This window comes from Rhodococcus sp. B50, assembly GCF_013602415.1.
Classification (GTDB): domain Bacteria; phylum Actinomycetota; class Actinomycetes; order Mycobacteriales; family Mycobacteriaceae; genus Rhodococcus.
In genome coordinates this window covers 242764-260607 of sequence record NZ_WPAG02000003.1, presented here as the reverse complement: position 1 = coordinate 260607, position 17844 = coordinate 242764, and the positions used below count along the sequence as shown (strand labels likewise).

Here is a 17844-nt window from a genome sequence, read left to right as displayed (position 1 = left end):
ATTCTCTCCGGTACACAGCAAGTCAGGAGTTCTCGTGACCAAGAAGATGCATCTCGCCGCGTTCATCACCGCGGGACCGGGCCGCCCCGGTGGGTGGCGCCTGCCCGACTCGGTGCCCGGCTGGCTCGATGCGAGCTATTACCAGAACATGGCCCGCACTCTCGAGGACGGCCGGTTCGACCTGGCCTTCTTCGCCGACATCGTTTCTGTGCCGGACCGTTTCGGCGGCAGCACCGATTCGCAACTGCGGTACGGCGCCCTCGGGTCCCTGCGGATCGATCCGCTGCCGGTCATCGCGTCGATGGCGGCCGTGACCCGTCACCTCGGCCTCGCCGCGACGGTCTCGACGACCTACGCGCAACCGTTCACCGTGGCACGGTCGTTCGCCAGCCTCGACCACCTCTCCGGTGGTCGTGCGGCGTGGAACATCGTGACCTCCTTCCAGGAGTCCGAGGCGCGGAACTTCAACCTCGACGAGCAGTTCGACCGCTCCACGCGGTATGAGCGTGCCGACGAGTTCCTCGAGGTGACAGGCAAGCTCTGGGACAGCTGGGACGACGACGCCCTCGTGCTCGACGTCGAGCAGCCCCTGTTCGCCGACCCCGACAAAGTCCATCGGGTTGATCACAAGGGCCGCTACTTCTCGGTGCAGGGGCCGCTGAACGTTCCCCGTCCACCGCAGGGCTATCCGGTGCTCATTCAGGCCGGCGCGTCCTCGAAGGGCAAGGACTTCGCCGCCCGCTGGTCGGACGTGATCTTCTGCAGCCACGCCTCCAAGGAATCGGCGCAGGCGTTCTACACCGAGATCAAGGAGCGGGCCGCGACGTTCGGGCGCGATCCGGAGGAGATCAAGATCCTCCCGTCGATCACGCCGGTGGTCGGGTCCACCACCGCACGCGCGAAGGAACTCGCCGACGAGATCTTCGAACTGGTACCGCCGATCGGTGGATTGTCCACGCTCGCATACCACCTCGACGTCGACCTTTCGACCTTCCCGCTCGACGAGCGTCTCCCCGAGGTCGAGGTGCCCGGTGTGGCCGGGCACTACCACGAGGTCCGCGAGATCACCGAGCGCGAGGGGTTGACACTGCGGCAGCTCGGCAAGCAGTACGGCGGACGGTACGAAGGTAACTTCATCGGAACCGCGGATGAGGTCGCGGACGGTCTGCAGGACTGGTTCGAGGACGGCGCCGCCGACGGGTTCACCCTGCAGGTGCCCTATCAGCCCGGTGGCTTCGAGACCTTCACCCGGCAGGTCGTGCCACAGCTGCAGAAGCGCGGCATCTTCCGCACCGAGTACGAGGGCTCGACCCTGCGGGAGAATCTCGGGCTGACCCGCCCCGCCTCCGGTGAATGGCAGCGGCGTTCCGGGGTTCAGGGATGAGCGCGGCCGGACGGACGGATGCTCCCGGGATCGGAAACGTGACGGAGCACGATGCGGTGGTCACGGGAACGGTGACCACCGAGACCGGACGCTTCGTCGTCAGTGCCCGCAGCAACCATCTCGTCACCGACTCGCGACTCGCCGGGGGTGAGGCCGTGCACGCGGGCGAACTGCTCCTGGCCGCACTCACGTCCTGTGCGATGGCCAACTTCGAGCACAATGCGAAGCAGGACGGCCTGCAGATCGACGGGATCGTCACCCGCGCCGCCCACACCCGCGGCACCGTGGATCCGACCCGGTACGACCGTACCGTGCTCGAGATCCAGGTCTGCGGAGTCGAGTACGAGGACGCCGTTGCGCTCGGGCGCAAGTTCGTCGCCGCGTGCCCGATCTACAACACGATCAAGCGGGGGAGTGGGATCGAACTGACGATCAATGGGTGCCTGTTCACGGAATGACGGCCCGCGGTGGGGTGACGGCGATCGTCGCCCCACCGCTGTCATCCCCCATTCTCATTCGACCTCATTCGACGGCCTGGTTGTCGAGTCCGGCGCGGGTGACCCGGTCGATGTCCTCGCGATACTTCAGCACGGCACCGGGTGTCGCGGCGGCAGTCGCCGCGTCGAGGATGTCGCGGTCGAGGGCGAGCAGTGCGCGCGCCCAATCGAGGGATTCGGAGACCTCCGGTGGTTTCAGAAGGTTCTGTTCGCGGTGGCGGGGGGCGCGCGGAAACGCCCACAAGGTAGTGATCCGCCGGCGTGCACGTGGGACCAACGCCTACTTGTGGCTTTTTCCTCCGGCACGTGTGCGGTCGTAGAACCGGCGTGAAGTAAGACTGTGTTCAGGCTCGACAGGGCAGCGAGATGGCAGGTGCGCAGCAATCGCCGCTTGAAGGGGTTCCCTGAGTGAGGATCTCGTGAACACTGGGTCGGGAAGGTTCCAGAAGAAGAGATGTCACTGATGGTGATGAAGGCGTACTCGGCGGAGTTCAAGGCCGATGCCGTTGCGCTGTACCTGTCCGACCCGAGCCACACCTTCGACGGCATCGGCAACGACCTGGGCGTCAGCCGCGAGACTCTGCGTAACTGGGCGCGGGCCGCACGCAAACGCACCGGCACCTCCACGGCCGAACTCCAGGCCCCGGGGGTGGCGCGCGGTCGGCGGCCCGGGCGTGGGAGATATCGTCCCAGTCCGGTTTTGGAGGAAGAAGACAAGCAGTTCAAGACCGAGATCCGGAAGCTCGAAACCGAGCGGGAGATCCTGAGGAGGACGGCGAGATATTTCGCGGGCGAGACCAACTGGTGAGCCGCTTCCAGTTCGTCGACCACCACCGCGACATTGCTGAAGGTGAAGTGGTTGTGCCAGATTCTCGACGTTTCCCACTCGAGGTTCTACCTGTGGCTTGCCGCCGCGCCGGTCCGTGCCGAGCGCGTCCGGGCCGACGCGGAGATCGCGACGCGGATCCGCGTCATGCACGCCGACTCGGACGGCATCTACGGTGCCCCACGTATCACGGCTGAACTGCGCGAGGTCGGGATCGAGGTGAACTACAAGCGGGTCGAGCGGGTCATACGTGAGCACGGGATCGTTGGGGTGTACCTGTGCAAATCGGTGCGCATCACCGCCCCGATCCCGACGCGGACGCGGTGCCGGACCTGATCCGAGGGAATTTCACCGCAAACGCACCGAACGCCCGATACGTCGGTGACCTCATCTATCTCTAGTTGATGGCGGTGGGTTTGTATCTGGCGACGGTGCTGGATCTGAGCTCGTGACGGTTGGCGAGGTGGTCGATCGCTGGTCACCTGTGTACGGGCCTGGTCCCCGACGTGCTCGGGCTCAGGGCGATGTGGACGCCACCTATGACGGTCGACTGACCGACGACGAGGCGAGGGCCGGGCAACCATCTGCTACCTGCTCGACCGGCAGGGCGTCGGTGACCTGTCGCCGGCAAGCGACAGCTGAAGACATGATGAACAGCGCAGTCAAACCGATCTACGCCGTGTGGAGCGTCTTGCACTTTCCTGACTCGTTCCTTCAGGCCACGGTTCATGAAGCGCCTGATGGCGTAAGCCATGTGCGTCTGGCTATGAGTGCCCCGCGTGTGCACCCCCAGGAAGTCGAGCCGATCAGCGAGTTGTGCCGTACCGACGACGTACTGGTCGATATCGACTATGTCCCAGGGACCCGTCGCCCGTCGAACGCTTCCATCAAAGTCGGACCCCGCGGGCCGATGGACTTCATTGTCGAGGTCGAACCGCGGTCCGTGTTCCAGATGAAGGGTCTGGGTTACTACCATCCGCAACGCGGGCAGGGTCGAGATCATGGACGCGAATCCGTGCTCCGCGTGCAATGGAGAATCGCAGACCTCGATCCGATAGCGAGGGAAAAGTCCATGCACGACAACTCTGCGTGGTAAGACGCTCGGACGGCATCGAAGGCATCGGCATCTTCGAACACATTGCGATGGGACCACATGTCCCGTCGTCGCTTCCCGATGGCCTGGCGCCTCCCACGAAGAGCTGACAACCGGACAATCGTGTCGATGAACCGAACCAGGACTGCTGGTTCGGTTCATCGATGGTCCGCGAAAGGCTGTCTCGCGTCTCAGAACTCGACTCGTAAAGTGGGGCTGGTTGGCCTCGCCTGGCATCCGAGGATGTAACCGTCGGCGACGTCGTCGGGGTCGAGCGCTTCGGTGTTGCCCGGGTTCACGGTGCCCTCGACGAGGGTGCAGGCACAGGAACCGCATTCTCCTTCGCGGCAGGAATAGGGGGCATCGATGCCGGCATTGACCATGACGTCGATCAAGGTGGCATCGGCGGGCCAGTCCAAGGTGTGAGTATCTCCGTCGAGCGTGACGTCGACCGTGGAGGCGTTTGGGTCCGTGATCGCCAGTTGTGCGATGGGAGCGAAGGGGTCGCCGTCGAGGGAGCGGAATTCCTCGATGTGGATACTGTGTCGGTCGTATCCGCAGGTGACGAGGGTGTTCTTGACCAACGACATGAACGGGGCCGGACCGCAGATGAATACCTCGCCGTCGACCGTGTCAGCGGTGAAGGACGCGATGCTGTCCTTGGTAGGCAGGCCGTGCTCGTCCTCGAGTCGGTGCTCGATGGTGAGGCGGTGCGGGTAACGCTGTGCCAGTTCGGTCAATTCGGTGTCGAAGATGATCGAATCCCGGTCGCGGTTGGCGTAGTACAACGCAATTGTGCCGGTCGAGGTGGCCAGCGCGGACTTGAGGATCGACATCACCGGAGTGATTCCACTGCCGGCTGCGAACAGCCGAAGGGGGCCGTCGAGCCGATCGGGTACGAACGTTCCGGAGGGGGGAAGCAGGTGGAGGGTGTCCCCGGCGGTGATGTGATCGCAGAGCCAGTTCGACCCGTAACCGTCGGCGGTGCGTTTGACAGTGATCTTGATGTGCTGGTCTGTCGCGGGGGTGCTGGCGATCGAGTAACACCGCGCGACGGAACCGGTTCGCTCACTGGGAATACGGACGGTGACGAACTGCCCCGGCTTGTAGGTGAATCGTTCGGTCAGCTCGGCCGGGACGTCCAGGACGAACGAACAGGCGTCGGGTGTTTCCTGAATTACCTGTCGCACACCGACGGTGTGTCCGAGGAGTTCGGGCGCGAGAGAGGTCATGGTGGTTCCTTCGGCTGGCACTACCGCGGGAGGTAGTGCTGTCGAGTTACGACTCGAGCGCGGCGGTGGAGCGCGAGTCGAGTTGGGTGTCCTTGATGGCGGGCGGTAGAGATCGGTACCAGAATTCGCCGAGGGCACGGCCGAGCTCGTCGATGCGTTCCCGTCGGGGGGTTGAGGCGGGTAGGCCGACGTGCACGTACGCCATTTGCTCGGTCATGCACCCTAGGGCTTCGGCCAGGAGATCGAAGTCGGTGTCGCCGATCTCTCCGCGGTCGTAGAGTCGCTGGAGCCAGCGTCGTGTGCGAGCGACGAAGTCTCCGCGCAGTTGCAGCCATAGCTGCTGGAAGCCCTCGTTGGCGCTGGCTGCGGCGGCTTCGCGCAACAAACGCAGGATGTGCCGGTGGCGGGAGTAGGCGTGCAGGTACGTGATGTTGACGTCGATCAGGGCCTCGAGTTCGCCGCTGCTGTTGGTTCGCCGACCGGTAGCTTCGGCGAGCTCCTGCAGACCAGTGTGCAACGCTGCCAGGAACACGTCGTCGAGGTCGTTGAAGTGTCGGTAGAAGTTGCCTTGTGCGGTCTTGGCGCGATGCGTGATATCGGAAATGCGGGTACGGGTGTAGCCGTATTCGCTGAAGCATTCGATTGCCGCTTGCACGATGCGTTCGCGAGTGGCCTCACCGCGCTTGTTCGGCCTTTTGCCGCTGCTGGTACCGCGGTCGGTCAACCCCGCGTGGGTGTAGGCCTCGGTGAGTGTGCGTGGTTCGCTGCGGCCTGGCGGAGTGGTAGCGGCCATCGTTGCTTCCTCGTCTTCCCGATTGTGAACAGGTCATCGCGTCTGTGATGGACCCGCGCGCAGATCCTAGGCGCGCTCCTGATCCGTGTTGGTCAAAGGGGCGAGTGGGTGTTCGGCTGGCACCGGGCCGGGCAGGTAGCTCAGCAGTTCGTCGAGGTGCTCGTCCCGGGCGCCGGAGTGGTCGGTGTTCAGCGCATCACCGTCGTAGACGGTTCCGGAGGCGCCGTCGACGGTAACCACGCGTCCGGCCAGGGCCGTCATCGTGCCTGCTCCGGCGCCGACCACACAAGGAAGACCGATCTCGCGGCACACCAGCGCTGCATGGGAGGTGCTGCCGCCGAGTTCGGTGACCACGGCGACGGACTCGAACATTGCGGGCACGTCGTCGGGAGCGGTCGACGGCCGGACCAGGACGACCGGTGTGCCGGCCTCGGCGAGGGTGCGTGCTTCGTCGACATCGGTGACGGCGTGCCCGACCGCGGCACCCGGGCCTGCTCCGATACCGGATGCGAGTACCAGGTGGTGCTCGTGCACACCGTGATTGTCGGCCAGCGCGGCTGCCTGCTCCGGCGAGATACGGGCGAGGGCTTCCTTGGGCTCGATGACGCCTTCTCGCACCAGATCGACCGCGATACGCACAGCTGCGCGAGGAGACCGCTTGCCGGCGCGGCACTGCAGGACATACAGGCGGCCACTTTCGACCGTGAATTCGATGTCCACCAGGTCGCGGTGTTCATGCTCGAGGATCGTGGCAACCTGTTCGAGTTGCGGATAGATCTCCGGCAGGATTTCGGAGACTGTGGGAAGCGGGGACGGGGTCTTTTCGCCGGAGACGACGTCTTCGCCTTGTGCTCGGCTCAGCCACTCGCCGTAGAGCGTGTTCTCGCCGGTGGCGGGGTTGCGGCTGAACATCACGCCGGTGCCGGAGTGCTCGTCACGGTTGCCGAAGACCATGGCCTGCACCGTTACTGCGGTCCCGGCCCCATTGCCGAGGTTGTGGCGGGCGCGGTAGGCCTTGACTCGGTCGTTGGTCCACGAGTCGAATACCGCGCCGATCGCAGCTCGCAGCTGTTCGAATGGATCGGCCGGTGGTTCGGCGGTGGGATCGCCAGCGACGATGGAGGCGTAACTGTGCCGGAACCGCTGCCAGGTGTCGTCGGCCCACTGCTGGTCACCGGTTTCGTCGGCGAGGACCCGGCAGAGCTGGGGGGTCAGGCCGAGGTTGAGGACGGTGTCCATCATGCCGGGCATGGATTGGGCAGCACCCGAGCGCACGGAGACCAGCAGAGGCGACGGTTCTGCCCCGAAGGTACGTCCGGTGTCGGCTTCGAGCCGGTGCAACTGCTCGAGGACGTCCTGCCAGATCGGTTCGGGCAGGGCCCGGCCGTTGTCGTGGTAGATCGCGCACACGTGGGTCGGCAATGCGAAGGCGGGAGGGACGGGTAGTCCCATCGCTTGCATCTTGTTGACGCTGTATGCCTTGCCGCCGAGCAGGTCTCGGCTGCCGGGGAAGGTGCCGTCGAGGAAGATCACATCGGACACGGCAGTCACCGGTGAGGTCGGCGCGGAGGAAGTCATGGTGTGAGTCCTTCGAATACGGGGGAATTGGCGGCGGCGCGCGTGGCGTACAGGCCGCCTTCGACGGGGATGTCGATGCCGTTGAGCCAGGACGCGGCGGGGGAGAGCGCGAACGCGACGACTGCCGCGATCTCGTGGGGGTATCCGTGTCGGCCCACGGCGGCCTGGGATCGTTGCATCGCTTCGGTGCCCATGCTGGCCTCGAAGTCGGCGAGGATGGGTGTTTCGACGGGGCCGGGGCTGACGGACACTGCGCGGATTCCGCGCCCGGTCAGTTTCGCGGCGAGGAGTTGGGTCCAGTCGACGAGTGCCCGTTTGGAGGTGTCATAGGCGGCGGGGCCGTCGAGCGGATGTGCGCGCAGCCAGTGTTCCAACGCTTCGATGTCCCGTACTCGCAGAAGTTCGTCGATCGCTTCGGGGGATTGGGTATTGCGATTGGCTGCAACCGAAGCGACGTTGACGATGGCGGAACCGCCGGCCATCCGCGGGAGCAGCGTCTCGGTCAATCGGCGGGCGCCGAGCAGATTGACGGCAAGTACCGTCTGCGCCGGAACGGTGCCGGGTACCCCCGCGACGTTCGCCAGTGCTGCGATCACCGTGGGCAGTTCTGCTGCTGCGGCATCGATCGACGCCGGGTCGGAAAGATCGCACTCGACGGTGTGCACACCGTCGAGCGGGCAGCTGCGGCGATCCAGCCCGATGACCGGTGTGCCGGCCCGGTGCAGTTGTTCGGCCACGGCGAGACCGATCCCGGAGCCGGCTCCGGTGACGACGATGGGGGCGTTCATGCCATCACCGCCGTGACATCGGTGAACTCTTCGATTCCCAGGGCACCGAGTTCGCGGCCGTAGCCGGAATTCTTGACTCCGCCGAACGGCACTGCGGGGCGTGTGCGGGTGCGTACGCCGTTGATCTTGACCTGGCCGACGTCGAGGTGGCTCGCGACGGCGCGGGCCCGGTCGGTATCACCGGACCAGACTTCCGCGGACAGTCCGTAGGCGCTGTCGTTGGCGATCCGTACGGCGTCGTCGATGTCGGTGTAGGTCTGCAGTGCGATCACGGGACCGAAGATCTCTTCTCGGACGGCCCGGGCGTTCTCGTTCAGGCCGGTGATGACGGTCGGCTCGACGAAGAAACCGGTGGCCGATCCGTCGTAGGGCTTGCCCGTCCCGGTGAGTAGTTCTCCGCCTGCGTCGACGGCGCCGGCGACATAGTCTAGGACTCGGTCTCGTTGGCGGGCGGAGGCCAGTGGTCCTTGCTTGGTCGCCGGATCGGTGGGATCGCCGAGGGTGTGCTCGGCGACTGCAGCGCGGATGAGTTCGGTGACCTCGACGACCAGAGACTGCGGCACCAGAAGACGTGTGGGGGCATTGCAGGCCTGACCGGAGTTGACCAGACCGGAGGCGAGGGCGCCGGGAATTGCCGTGGGCAGGTCTGCATCCGGCAGGATCACGGCGGGGGACTTGCCGCCGAGTTCTAAGGTGCAGCGGGTCAATGCTTGCCCGGCGAGCGCGGCAACGGCGCGGCCGGCGGTGACGCTGCCGGTGAACGACATGTGTGCCAGGGTGTCGTGTCCGGCCAGCGCCGCACCGGTGGTCGGCCCGACGCCGGTGACGAGGTTGAACGCGCCGGCGGGCAGTCCTGCCTCGAGGAACAGTCCCGCCAGCATCTCGGCGTCGTAGGGGGTCATCTCCGATGCCTTGAGCACCACGGTCGAACCGGCGGCCAGGGCGGCGGACACTTTGGCGACGATCTGGTGGACGGGCATGTTCCACGGGGTGATGGCGCCGACGACGCCGCTGCCGCGGCGCAGCAGGGTGGCACCGTCGATGTCGGTATTCCAGTCGAGGGTGCGTGCTGCTCGGGCGGTCGCGCGTAGCACCGCGGCCGGCAGTTCGGCCTGTGTGACACGCGCCAGGGAGATCGGCATGCCCATCTCCCGGGTCACCACCGCGGCGATCGTCTCTCCGTCGCGTTCGAGCAGGTCTGCGGTCCGTTCGAGGACGGCGGCGCGTTCGTCGACGTCGGTGCGGCACCACAACCGGTGGGCCGCTTGGGCGGAGCGCACCGCGGAGTCCACGAGTTCGGCGCCGGCATCGGCGACGTGTCCGATTGCCGTCTCGGTGAAGGGGTCGATCACCTCGACCACTGGTCCTGGGGGAGTGGACCATTGACCGTCGATCAGGCAACGGGCAGGGGCGAAGGTATCAGCCATGGGTCTGCTCCAGGGTTACCGGCAGGGTCTTGATGCCCCGGAAGAAGTTGCTCTGCAGCCGCTTCGGCTCGCCGACCACCGAGATGTCGATGCCCCGCTCGACGAGTTTGGTGAAGAACAGCTTGGCTTCGAGGCGGGCGAGGTTGGCGCCGAGGCAGGCATGTTCACCCCAGCCGAATCCCACGTGCTCGTTGGGGAATCGGTCCGGTCGGAAGACGTGGGGGTCGTCGAAGGCGCGTTCGTCGCGGTTGGCCGAGCAGAACCACATGACGACCTTGTCGCCGGCTTTGATGGTCTTGCCGTGCATCTCGACGTCTCGGGTGGCGGTGCGGCGCATCGACAGCACGGGGGAGACCCAGCGCACCATCTCCTCGACGGCGGTGCGGATCTTGCCGGGATTTTCGCGGAGCATCTGCCACCACTGGGGGTTCTCGTGCAACGCGAGCACACCACCGGAGAGCAGATTGCGGGTGGTTTCGTTTCCGGCGACCATCAGGATGAGGTAGTAGGCGTCGAGGTAGCCGCGGGAGAGGGGAACGCCGTCGATCTCGGCGGCGGTCAGGATGCTGACCAGGTCATCGGCGGGGCAGGCTCGGCGCTGTTGCTCGAGGCCGCGGAAGTAGGTGAAGACTTCGTCGCGGGCGCGCACCGCCGTTTCGGGTCCCTCGGAATAGTCGGGGTCCTCCGAGGCCATCTGGTTGGTCCAGCGCAGCAGGTGTGGGCAGTCCTCGAGGGGGGCGCCGAGCAGGCGGCCGATCATCACCAGTGGGAGCTGGGAGGAGATTTCGGCGACGAAGTCGAGCGGACCTGCGCCGACGGTCTTGTCGAGTAATTCGTCGATGACGGCTTCGATGTCCGGGGTCAGGTTCTTGACCTTCGCGGGACGGACGGAGGGGGTGACGATCTTGCGCAAGGGGCCGTGTTCCGGGGGATCGACGTGGTGAATGCTGCGCGCTCCCTCGCCTTCGGCCCGGCGGCTGGCGATTTGAGTGCCTTCGGTGACGGTGAAGGTTGCGTAGTCGGAGGCGACGGCCTTGACATCGGCATAGCGGGTGACCGACCAGAAACCGGGACCGTCCGGTTCGGCGTTCCAGTGCAACGGATCGTGGTCGCGGAGGTCTTTGAAGATCTCGTCGGCGTATCCGGTTGCGAAAGGTTGCAGGTTCATCAGGTCGATGTCGCTGCTGGTGGTCATGTGGATACCTCCCGTGGCCGAGGTCACGTGGTTTGTGACGACAACTTCACTAAACCACAAGTCGAGCGGTTTGAGAACACCCCTTGTAAGACTATGAATCCACTTGTAGCCTGAGATCAATATGTGACGAATCGTTCGCAAAAGAGGCCCCGTGTACCCACCCACCATCGCAGCCGAACACCCAGACTCGCTCGCCTTCGTCATGGCCGGCTCGGGTGCGTCGCTGACGTACCGCCAGCTCGACGAACAATCCAACCAGCTCGCCCACCTGTTACGCACGCGCGGCGTGCGTACCGGGGACAGTGTCGTACTCATGATGGAGAACCGCATCGAATGGCCCGTGGTCGTGGCCGCCGGAATGCGCTCCGGACTGTTCGTGACCCCGGTCAACTGGCACCTGACTGCAGGAGAGCTGTCGGCGATCCTCGAGGAGGCGGCACCGGCCGTATTGGTCACCAGCGCGATGCTCGCGGACACCGTGGCCACCGCCTTGCCCGCCGGGCACGACACAGTGGTGTTGTGTACAGACCCCGGCACCGACTTCGAACATGTAGCCGCAGCGCTCGCGGAACACCCGCGCACTCCGATCGCCGACGAGCGCTTCGGTGCCCGCGTGCTCTACAGCGGCGGCACCACCGGTAGGCCCAAAGCGTTTCGGCAGAAGCTCCTCGATGTCCATCCCTCGCAGGCACCGGTGCGGCACGCGGGGCTTGCCGCCGAGTTGGGTATCGGCGGCACGACGGTACTGCTCTCACCCGCGCCGAACTATCACGCTGCCCCCTTCACCTTCCAGCTGATGACCATGGCAGCCGGCGGAACGGTCGTGTGCATGGAGCGGTTCGATCCTGCTGCTGCCCTGGAGGCCATCAGGGTGCATGGAGTCACCCACTCGCAATGGGTCCCAACCATGCTGCTGCGCATGTTGCGCCTACCCGAGCGGGACTCGATCGAACTCTCACCCACCCACACGACGGCGGTCACTTCCGGCGCTCCCTGCCCGGTGGACGTCAAAGACCGGATCAACCAGTGGTGGGGACCCATCTTGCACGAGTACTACGGCGCCTCCGAGGGCTACGGGCACACCTACATCTCCGCTCGGGAGTCTGCCGAGCGCCCCGGCTCTGTCGGCCGTCCCCTGGGCGGGACCCAGGTTCATATCACCGACGAAGACGGAAATCCGCTCGGACCCGATGAAATCGGGCGGGTCTGGTTCGAACCGCCGACGTCGAATGCCTACGTCAACGACCGGGACGCTACCGCGCCCAGCACCTGGAAGAGTATGGGCGATCGGGGATACCTCGACGAGGACGGATATCTCTACCTCGTTGGCCGCGAGAGCTTCATGATCATCTCCGGCGGGGTCAACATTTACCCGGAAGAGGTCGAAGCGGCGCTCTTGCGTCACCCTGCAGTCGCCGACGCCGCGGTATTCGGCGTTCCGGATCCGGAATTCGGCGAACAGGTCAAGGCCGTGGTGGAGCTGCACGAGAACGTGCCTGCAGACGACGACACCGTCGCCGCCCTGATCGATCACTGCAAGAGCGTGCTGGCAGCCTACAAGGCACCGAAATCGATCGACTTCGTCGACGATCTTCCCCGCCTCCCGACAGGAAAACTCAACAAGAAAGCACTTCGCTCGCTGTATCTGGTCGGTTCCTGATCACGGACTCGTATCGTGCCGACCGGCCACCACCTTCGATCACCAGGAGCTTCGAGATGGTCCACACCCAACATCAGCCGTCGACGTTCGACATCGTTCACTCGCTGCGCGTGAAAGGGCTGGCCAACGACGCTGTTCTCAGCGCTCTGTCCGGGGTGCCCGTCGGCGATCTGCCGGAGTTGCTGACTCCCTTGGTCGAACAGGGTCTCGTCGTGCGCAGGGAAGGTCGCATGGCCGGTTCGATGCTCACGCCCGCCGGTAAGGAAGAACACCGCCGGCTCCTCGCTGAGAACGACGAGACCCGTTCGGCGGCGGATGCCCTCGACGAGTTCTATGCTGTCTTCCTGCCGGTCAATTCCGAGTTCAAGCAGGTGTGCCAGCGCTGGCAGATGCGCAGCGACGACCAGCCCAACGATCACACCGACGCGGCATACGACGCGCAGGTCATCGAACAGCTCGCCACCTCCGACGCGGCGCTGCGTCCGCCGCTGCAGCAACTGGCGGAATCTCTGCCTCGGTTCGGTCGATACCTACCGCGATTGTCCGCTGCGCTCGAGCGGGTCCGTGGCGGGGACAACGCCGCGTTCGCCCGCCCGCTCTATGACAGCTACCACGACATCTGGATGGAACTGCACGAAGATCTCATCCTGAGTTCGGGCCGCGTCCGTGGGGCGGCGGACGAAGGCTGAGCTGCTACGAGAAGGTGCGGGGTCGGTCCGGCAAGGGACTGACCCCGCACCTTCTCGTTCACCGGAAGAGGGATACCTCAAAGACGCCGCCTGCCGACCGCATACGCCTGTCGTATGCGATCGGCAGGGGCGATGGACGGTGCTGGCTGCGGGCGCCGCGCCGGAGCGGCCGTCCGGCAGACCCTTCGCCTGCGCGGCCGAGCACACCGATCAGATCTCGAGTGCCGATGCGAGGGGCAAACCGGCTTCGAGATAGGCGGCGACATCCGGAATCGGCTCGAGCGCATCGATTGTCCCGAGTGCACTGACCGCGACGTAACCGTCCCGGACCAGCGCAGAATCGGTATCGGTCCCCAGGCGCTCGGTATTGGCGTAGCGCAGCAGCCGGATCACATCCGGGCCCTTGTCGAAGGACAATCCGAGAAGACCTCGTGATGCCAGGGGGGCCATACGCACGCCCTTCACCTCGCTGAGGTCGACATCCGGCACGTTGATGTTGAGCACGGTCTGCGGCGCGCTGCGATCGATCATCCATTGCACAGCTTCTACCGCGATCGTGGCGGCGGTGTCGAAGCGGTGGTCGGGGGGAAATCCGCAGCTGACCGCAAGGCCGCGCACGTTGAACCCCGCTGCGCTCAGCGCTGAGGCCACCGTGCTCGAATACATGATCATCTTGCCCGTGTTGTGACCGGGGTTGATTCCGCTGACGACCAGTTCCGGTGGTGGTCCGAAGATGCCGGCGCAGGCACAGAACACGGCGAAGGCCGGAGGTGCCTCGAGGCTGATCGCCGGGACGTTCGGAAGTGCATCGAAGTTGCGCTGGGTGTATGCGATCTCAGCACCGTGTTCGAGTGTTCCGAGCGATGAGCCGCTTCCGCTGTACTCGACGTCCGGTGCCGCGATCATCAGTTCGTGTCCGTCTGCGGCGAGGGCCTGAGCCAGCGCATGCAACCCCGGCGCGTCGATCCCGTCATCGTTGGTCACCAAAATGCGCATCCGAGCGCTCTCCTTCCCGCCGACCTCCGCGCTCGGACGTCAGCAATCGGCACTGCCAAGATTGTGACTGACCGTTCACACTTTTGTCCATACCTGCTCGTCCGTCCGGTTTCGGGAATGGTGCGGGATGGCCCGCAAGCACTGGAGGTCGTGAAGGCAAGAATCGGGGTGAGTGCGGGTCATGCTGCTTCCGGTTGCAGGCGCCTGCATTACGCAGCGCGGTATCGGTGTGCGTACTCGCAACATCGAACGTCTTGACATCGTGATTCGACTCACATAAGAATGTGAATACTGAGTCGCTAAAAGTTGAGGTCGGCGTACGTGCCGGCGCTGGTCGAACCCTCCCAACACTCCTGTCCTGGAAGAAGGAATCGCATGGCTGAGTGGCCCATCAACGACACCGTCTCGAAGGTGTTCCCGCTGTACTCGCGAGCGAACGTGGGCGAGATCTTTCCCGACCCCATCAGCCCGCTCAACGCTTCGGCAGGCTTCCAGCACAGCCTCGAGCCCGGATGGCGGGATGCCTTCGTCGCGTGCCGGGTGTGGAATCACGATCTCTACGACACCACCGTCGACAAGAACATCCTCCCGGCCTTCGGCAGCTACCTCTACATCAACATGTCGCTCATGCGCCTGTTCGGTGTCCGCGTACCCGGCATGTCTCCCGAAGCGGTCGACCTGCAGTACTTCGGCGACATGCCCGGAATCCCCAGCTACGACAGCGAAAAACGCGATTTCGACCAGGATTCCGCGTTCGAAGAAACAGCCGGCGCATGGCTGCTCGAAGAGGTGATCGGGGCAACCGGCCTGCCCGCATACGACGCAGACCGCGACGAGGTCCTCAAGCTCCGCGCCGAACGCCCAAACATGACAACCCTGACCGATCAGGAGCTACGCGAGCGCATCTGCTCCTTCGACCCCCTCCTGCGCCGACTGTTCAAGCACCACATCGAAGCCAGCCTCAAATCGGGTGTAGGCCTCGGGGCCATCGCCCAGGTCGCCGCGGAGGTCGGCAAGCCCGAACTCGCACTCATCCTGGTCAGTGGTATCGGCGACGTCGATTCGACAGTCCCCTCCAAGCGCATGTGGACCCTCAGCCGTGCCGCCCAGGCACCCGAAGTCGCTGCACTGTTCGACCAGGGCATCAACGGGCTCTACAACCGGTTGGCGGACAGTGACGATCCGGTCGCAGCTTCCTTCCTGGCCGACCTCGACGATTTCCTCGCCGATTGGGACTTCCGTGGCCCGGCCGAGTGGGAGATCCGGGCCCAGACCTGGGGCGTCAAACCGGAACTGGCGCTGGGCACCATAGACCGGATGCGTCAGGTCGACGATGCCGAAGCCCCCGACGGCAAGAACGCGATCCGAGCCCAGGAACGAGAAAGCGCGGCAGCTGCGATCCGCGAGAACCTCTCCGCCGACCCCGAGGCCTCGGCGCAGTTCGAGGCGACCCTCAACGCTGCTGCCCTCTGGCAGCGCGGACGTGAGCGCGCACGCACCACAGCGGCCATGGTGATCCACGAGATCCGACTGCCCGCACGCGAGTTGGGTCGACGTGGCGTCGAATCGAGAGCGCTCGACAGCATCGAACAGATCTTCATGCTCTTCGCCGACGAACTCGACGACTATCTGGCCGATCCCGCCAAATACACCGACATCGTGCGCGAACGCGAACGCAGCTACCTGGAACTGTTCGACTTCAAACCTCCCTTCGTCGTGGCCGGTGATGTGCCGGCACTCGACACCTGGGAGCGACGTTCAGCAGCAACGAACACCACAGTGACGGTGGGGGAGACCATCACCGGCGTCTCCGGGTGCACCGGAACCGTTCGTGGTCACGCCCGCGTGCTGACCACACCCGACGATCCGTCCGCACTCGAGCCCGGTGAAATTCTCGTCGCTCCGATCACCGATCCGTCCTGGACGCCGCTGTTCGTCGCCGCCTCGGCAGTGGTCGTCGATGTGGGAGCTCCGTTTTCGCACGCAGCGATCGTCAGCCGCGAAATCGGCATCCCGTGCGTCGTTTCGGCGACCGATGCGACCAAACGTATCCCCGACGGTGCCCTGATCGAGGTCGACGGCGCTACCGGTGTGGTGACAGTTCTCGGTCTCGACTGACCACGCTTCGGGTGGGTCGACGGGTTGATCCCTCGACCCACTCGAAACGCCGTTCGATCATCGTCATCCTCATTGCTTCGCCGTGGCTGTTTCGGCCACGGCGACTTGACATGTCCGGAAACTGTTGGGGTCCGCAAATCGGTCGATAGTCACCGTGGCGCGAAGGTCCTTGATGCCTCGTGCTGCGGCACGCAGATGTGAACGGACAGTGGCCGGAGAATCGCTCCGCGCACGTTCGCGACCGGAGTCGAGACGCATGGTTCGACCTCTGTGGCCGGTCCGCTCGGACCTAGTTTCGCACCGGCCAGCGTTTGTGATCTTCGAGGGTCTGCCCTTAAAGACAGTCCGTCGTCGGATCCTTTCCAGTTCTGTGCTTTCGAGCAACGACCCGCTGTCGAGAGGATGAGGTTCTCGGCAGCGGGGCAGTCCCAAGGGTCGGCCAGCCTATGCTGAGGGCTGTCCCCATAGGGTGACCTGCTGGGTGGCCGTCGAAGTGTCAACGGCGACTTTCGCATAGCTGCCAGCCTGAGCGTCGCCCGCGCACCCGGTGAACCCGAGGGTTGAGTTCTGTGCAGGGGGTTCTCTAAGAGCGTGTCTCATTTGGTGAGCTCCTTGAAGCAGGTCAACGCCGCAGCGAGTTGGAGAAAAGCGGCGAAGTGCTCACCGTGACGTTCGTAGCGGATGATCAGCCGGCGGTAGCCGCTCAGCCACGCCAGGGTGCGTTCGATCTTCCACCGGTAACGCCCGAGACGCTCGCTACTGTCGACGCCACGGCGAGCGATCCGCGGAACGATGCTCCGTGCGCGCAACCACCGGCGCTGGACGGGATAGTCGTAGCCCTTGTCCGTCCGCAGCCGCCGGGTCGGCGGCGACGCGGCCCGCGACGCGAGCGCACCGCAGGGATAGCGGCGACCATGGGTTGCAGCATGACACTGTCGTGGGTGTTCGCCGAGGTCACCGCAGTGACCCGTGGGATACCGTCGGCGTCGGAGAGAATGTGGATCTTCGAGCCGTTCTTGCCGCGATCGACCGGACTGGGACCGGTCAAAGATCCCCCCTTTTCGCCCGCACGTGAGCGGCATCGAGGATCGCGGCAGACCAGTCCAGATCCCCGCCGGCGCCGAGCCGATCGAGGACGCGCCGGTGCAGCTCGTCGAATACTCCGGCTCGGGCCCAGGTCGTGAAGCGGCGGTGCGCGGTGGGAACGCCGACCCCGAACGACGGTGGCAGGTGCCGCCACGCACACCCGCTGGTGAGCACATAGACGGTGGCAGTGATCATCGAGCGCTGCGCGGCCGCCGCCCTGCGGCCGCGCCCGGAAGCCGGGTAGTAGCGGTTCGATGATCTCCCACAACGCATCCGGCACCAGCCGGGAAGACAACGCATCGACCACGACGGTGCATTATGCCGCACAGGAGATCCCACCCATAAGAGACATGCTCTTAGCACGAAAGCTCTTCTACGCACGTATAACTACGGGCACATGACGAGTCAAGACGGGAGCGGACACGGTGCTCAGGTTCCGGGATTCGCGTCGCGCTCGCGTTGCGATCATCGCTGCATTCTCA

Annotated in this window: 16 protein-coding genes and 2 pseudogenes; 8 read left to right on the top strand and 10 right to left on the bottom strand. The window is 65.0% G+C overall.

Annotated elements, in window-relative coordinates; all coding sequences use genetic code 11:
• The first annotated feature begins 46 nt into the window (after window positions 1–46).
• Both GON09_RS25655 and GON09_RS28800 read left to right on the top strand, forming a co-directional pair.
• Complete coding sequence (locus GON09_RS25655) at window positions 47–1384, top strand: LLM class flavin-dependent oxidoreductase (protein ID WP_213935219.1); 1338 nt, start codon at window positions 47–49, stop codon at window positions 1382–1384.
• A 38-nt stretch (window positions 1385–1422) separates the two neighbouring features.
• Window positions 1423–1842 (top strand): OsmC family protein, encoded by a 420-nt coding sequence (locus tag GON09_RS28800; protein ID WP_307854543.1) that lies wholly within the window; start codon window positions 1423–1425, stop codon window positions 1840–1842.
• A gap of 64 nt (window positions 1843–1906) precedes the next feature.
• On the opposite strand, the pseudogene GON09_RS25645 reads toward GON09_RS28800, so the two are convergent.
• Window positions 1907–2095: pseudogene (locus GON09_RS25645) on the bottom strand (AAA family ATPase); the annotation flags it as partial.
• 240 nt (window positions 2096–2335) lie between these two features.
• Between GON09_RS25645 and GON09_RS29035 the strand changes: the two are divergent.
• The 3 genes from GON09_RS29035 (at window position 2336) to GON09_RS25635 (ending at window position 3803) form a co-directional block, all read left to right on the top strand.
• Window positions 2336–2689: a transposase gene (locus GON09_RS29035; RefSeq protein WP_374195408.1), complete on the top strand. Its 354-nt coding sequence runs from the start codon at window positions 2336–2338 to the stop codon at window positions 2687–2689.
• 51 nt (window positions 2690–2740) lie between these two features.
• Window positions 2741–3043 carry an IS3 family transposase gene (locus tag GON09_RS29030; protein WP_374195407.1) on the top strand — a complete coding sequence of 101 codons (303 nt, stop codon included), beginning with the start codon at window positions 2741–2743 and terminating at the stop codon, window positions 3041–3043.
• A gap of 190 nt (window positions 3044–3233) precedes the next feature.
• The gene (locus tag GON09_RS25635) at window positions 3234–3803 is read left to right on the top strand and encodes a hypothetical protein (protein ID WP_213934818.1); all 570 of its coding nucleotides are present in this window, start codon (window positions 3234–3236) and stop codon (window positions 3801–3803) included.
• 188 nt (window positions 3804–3991) lie between these two features.
• Here the strand turns inward: GON09_RS25635 and GON09_RS25630 are convergent, their stop codons facing one another.
• The 6 genes from GON09_RS25630 to GON09_RS25605 all read right to left on the bottom strand — a co-directional run bounded on the left by GON09_RS25630 (window position 3992) and on the right by GON09_RS25605 (window position 10813).
• A complete protein-coding gene (locus GON09_RS25630; protein ID WP_213934817.1) occupies window positions 3992–5032 on the bottom strand; it encodes a ferredoxin--NADP reductase in 1041 nt (346 codons plus the stop codon).
• A 46-nt stretch (window positions 5033–5078) separates the two neighbouring features.
• Window positions 5079–5825, bottom strand: coding sequence for a TetR/AcrR family transcriptional regulator (locus GON09_RS25625; protein ID WP_213934816.1), 747 nt, complete (start codon window positions 5823–5825; stop codon window positions 5079–5081).
• A gap of 66 nt (window positions 5826–5891) precedes the next feature.
• Entirely contained in the window at window positions 5892–7403 is a 1512-nt protein-coding gene (locus GON09_RS25620; protein WP_213934815.1) for a pyruvate, phosphate dikinase, read from the bottom strand.
• Window positions 7400–8191 carry a coniferyl-alcohol dehydrogenase gene (locus tag GON09_RS25615; protein WP_213934814.1) on the bottom strand — a complete coding sequence of 264 codons (792 nt, stop codon included), beginning with the start codon at window positions 8189–8191 and terminating at the stop codon, window positions 7400–7402. The genes GON09_RS25620 and GON09_RS25615 overlap by 4 nt, the downstream gene beginning before the upstream one ends.
• On the bottom strand, window positions 8188–9618 hold the full coding sequence (locus GON09_RS25610; RefSeq protein ID WP_213934813.1) for an aldehyde dehydrogenase family protein: 1431 nt from the start codon (window positions 9616–9618) through the stop codon (window positions 8188–8190). The genes GON09_RS25615 and GON09_RS25610 overlap by 4 nt, the downstream gene beginning before the upstream one ends.
• A complete protein-coding gene (locus GON09_RS25605; protein ID WP_213934812.1) occupies window positions 9611–10813 on the bottom strand; it encodes a cytochrome P450 in 1203 nt (400 codons plus the stop codon). The genes GON09_RS25610 and GON09_RS25605 overlap by 8 nt, the downstream gene beginning before the upstream one ends.
• Before the next feature lie 151 nt (window positions 10814–10964).
• Here GON09_RS25605 and GON09_RS25600 point away from each other — a divergent pair, with 151 nt between their 5' ends.
• Together GON09_RS25600 and GON09_RS25595 are read left to right on the top strand one after the other, a co-directional pair.
• Window positions 10965–12473, top strand: coding sequence for an AMP-binding protein (locus GON09_RS25600; protein ID WP_213934811.1), 1509 nt, complete (start codon window positions 10965–10967; stop codon window positions 12471–12473).
• A gap of 56 nt (window positions 12474–12529) precedes the next feature.
• A complete protein-coding gene (locus GON09_RS25595; RefSeq protein ID WP_213934810.1) occupies window positions 12530–13162 on the top strand; it encodes a MarR family transcriptional regulator in 633 nt (210 codons plus the stop codon).
• 210 nt (window positions 13163–13372) lie between these two features.
• On the opposite strand, the gene surE is transcribed toward GON09_RS25595, so the two are convergent.
• On the bottom strand, window positions 13373–14158 hold the full coding sequence (surE, locus tag GON09_RS25590; protein ID WP_213934809.1) for a 5'/3'-nucleotidase SurE: 786 nt from the start codon (window positions 14156–14158) through the stop codon (window positions 13373–13375).
• Window positions 14159–14533: 375 nt separating this feature from the next.
• On the opposite strand from surE, the gene GON09_RS25585 reads away from it, so the two are divergent.
• On the top strand, window positions 14534–16276 hold the full coding sequence (locus tag GON09_RS25585) for a PEP-utilizing enzyme (RefSeq protein WP_213934808.1): 1743 nt from the start codon (window positions 14534–14536) through the stop codon (window positions 16274–16276).
• Window positions 16277–16720: 444 nt separating this feature from the next.
• On the opposite strand, the gene GON09_RS25580 is transcribed toward GON09_RS25585, so the two are convergent.
• A complete protein-coding gene (locus GON09_RS25580; RefSeq protein ID WP_213934807.1) occupies window positions 16721–16876 on the bottom strand; it encodes an MspA family porin in 156 nt (51 codons plus the stop codon).
• Window positions 16873–17669: pseudogene (locus tag GON09_RS25575) on the bottom strand (IS5 family transposase). The gene GON09_RS25580 and the pseudogene GON09_RS25575 overlap by 4 nt, the downstream one beginning before the upstream one ends.
• Between the last annotated feature and the right edge of the window lie 175 nt (window positions 17670–17844).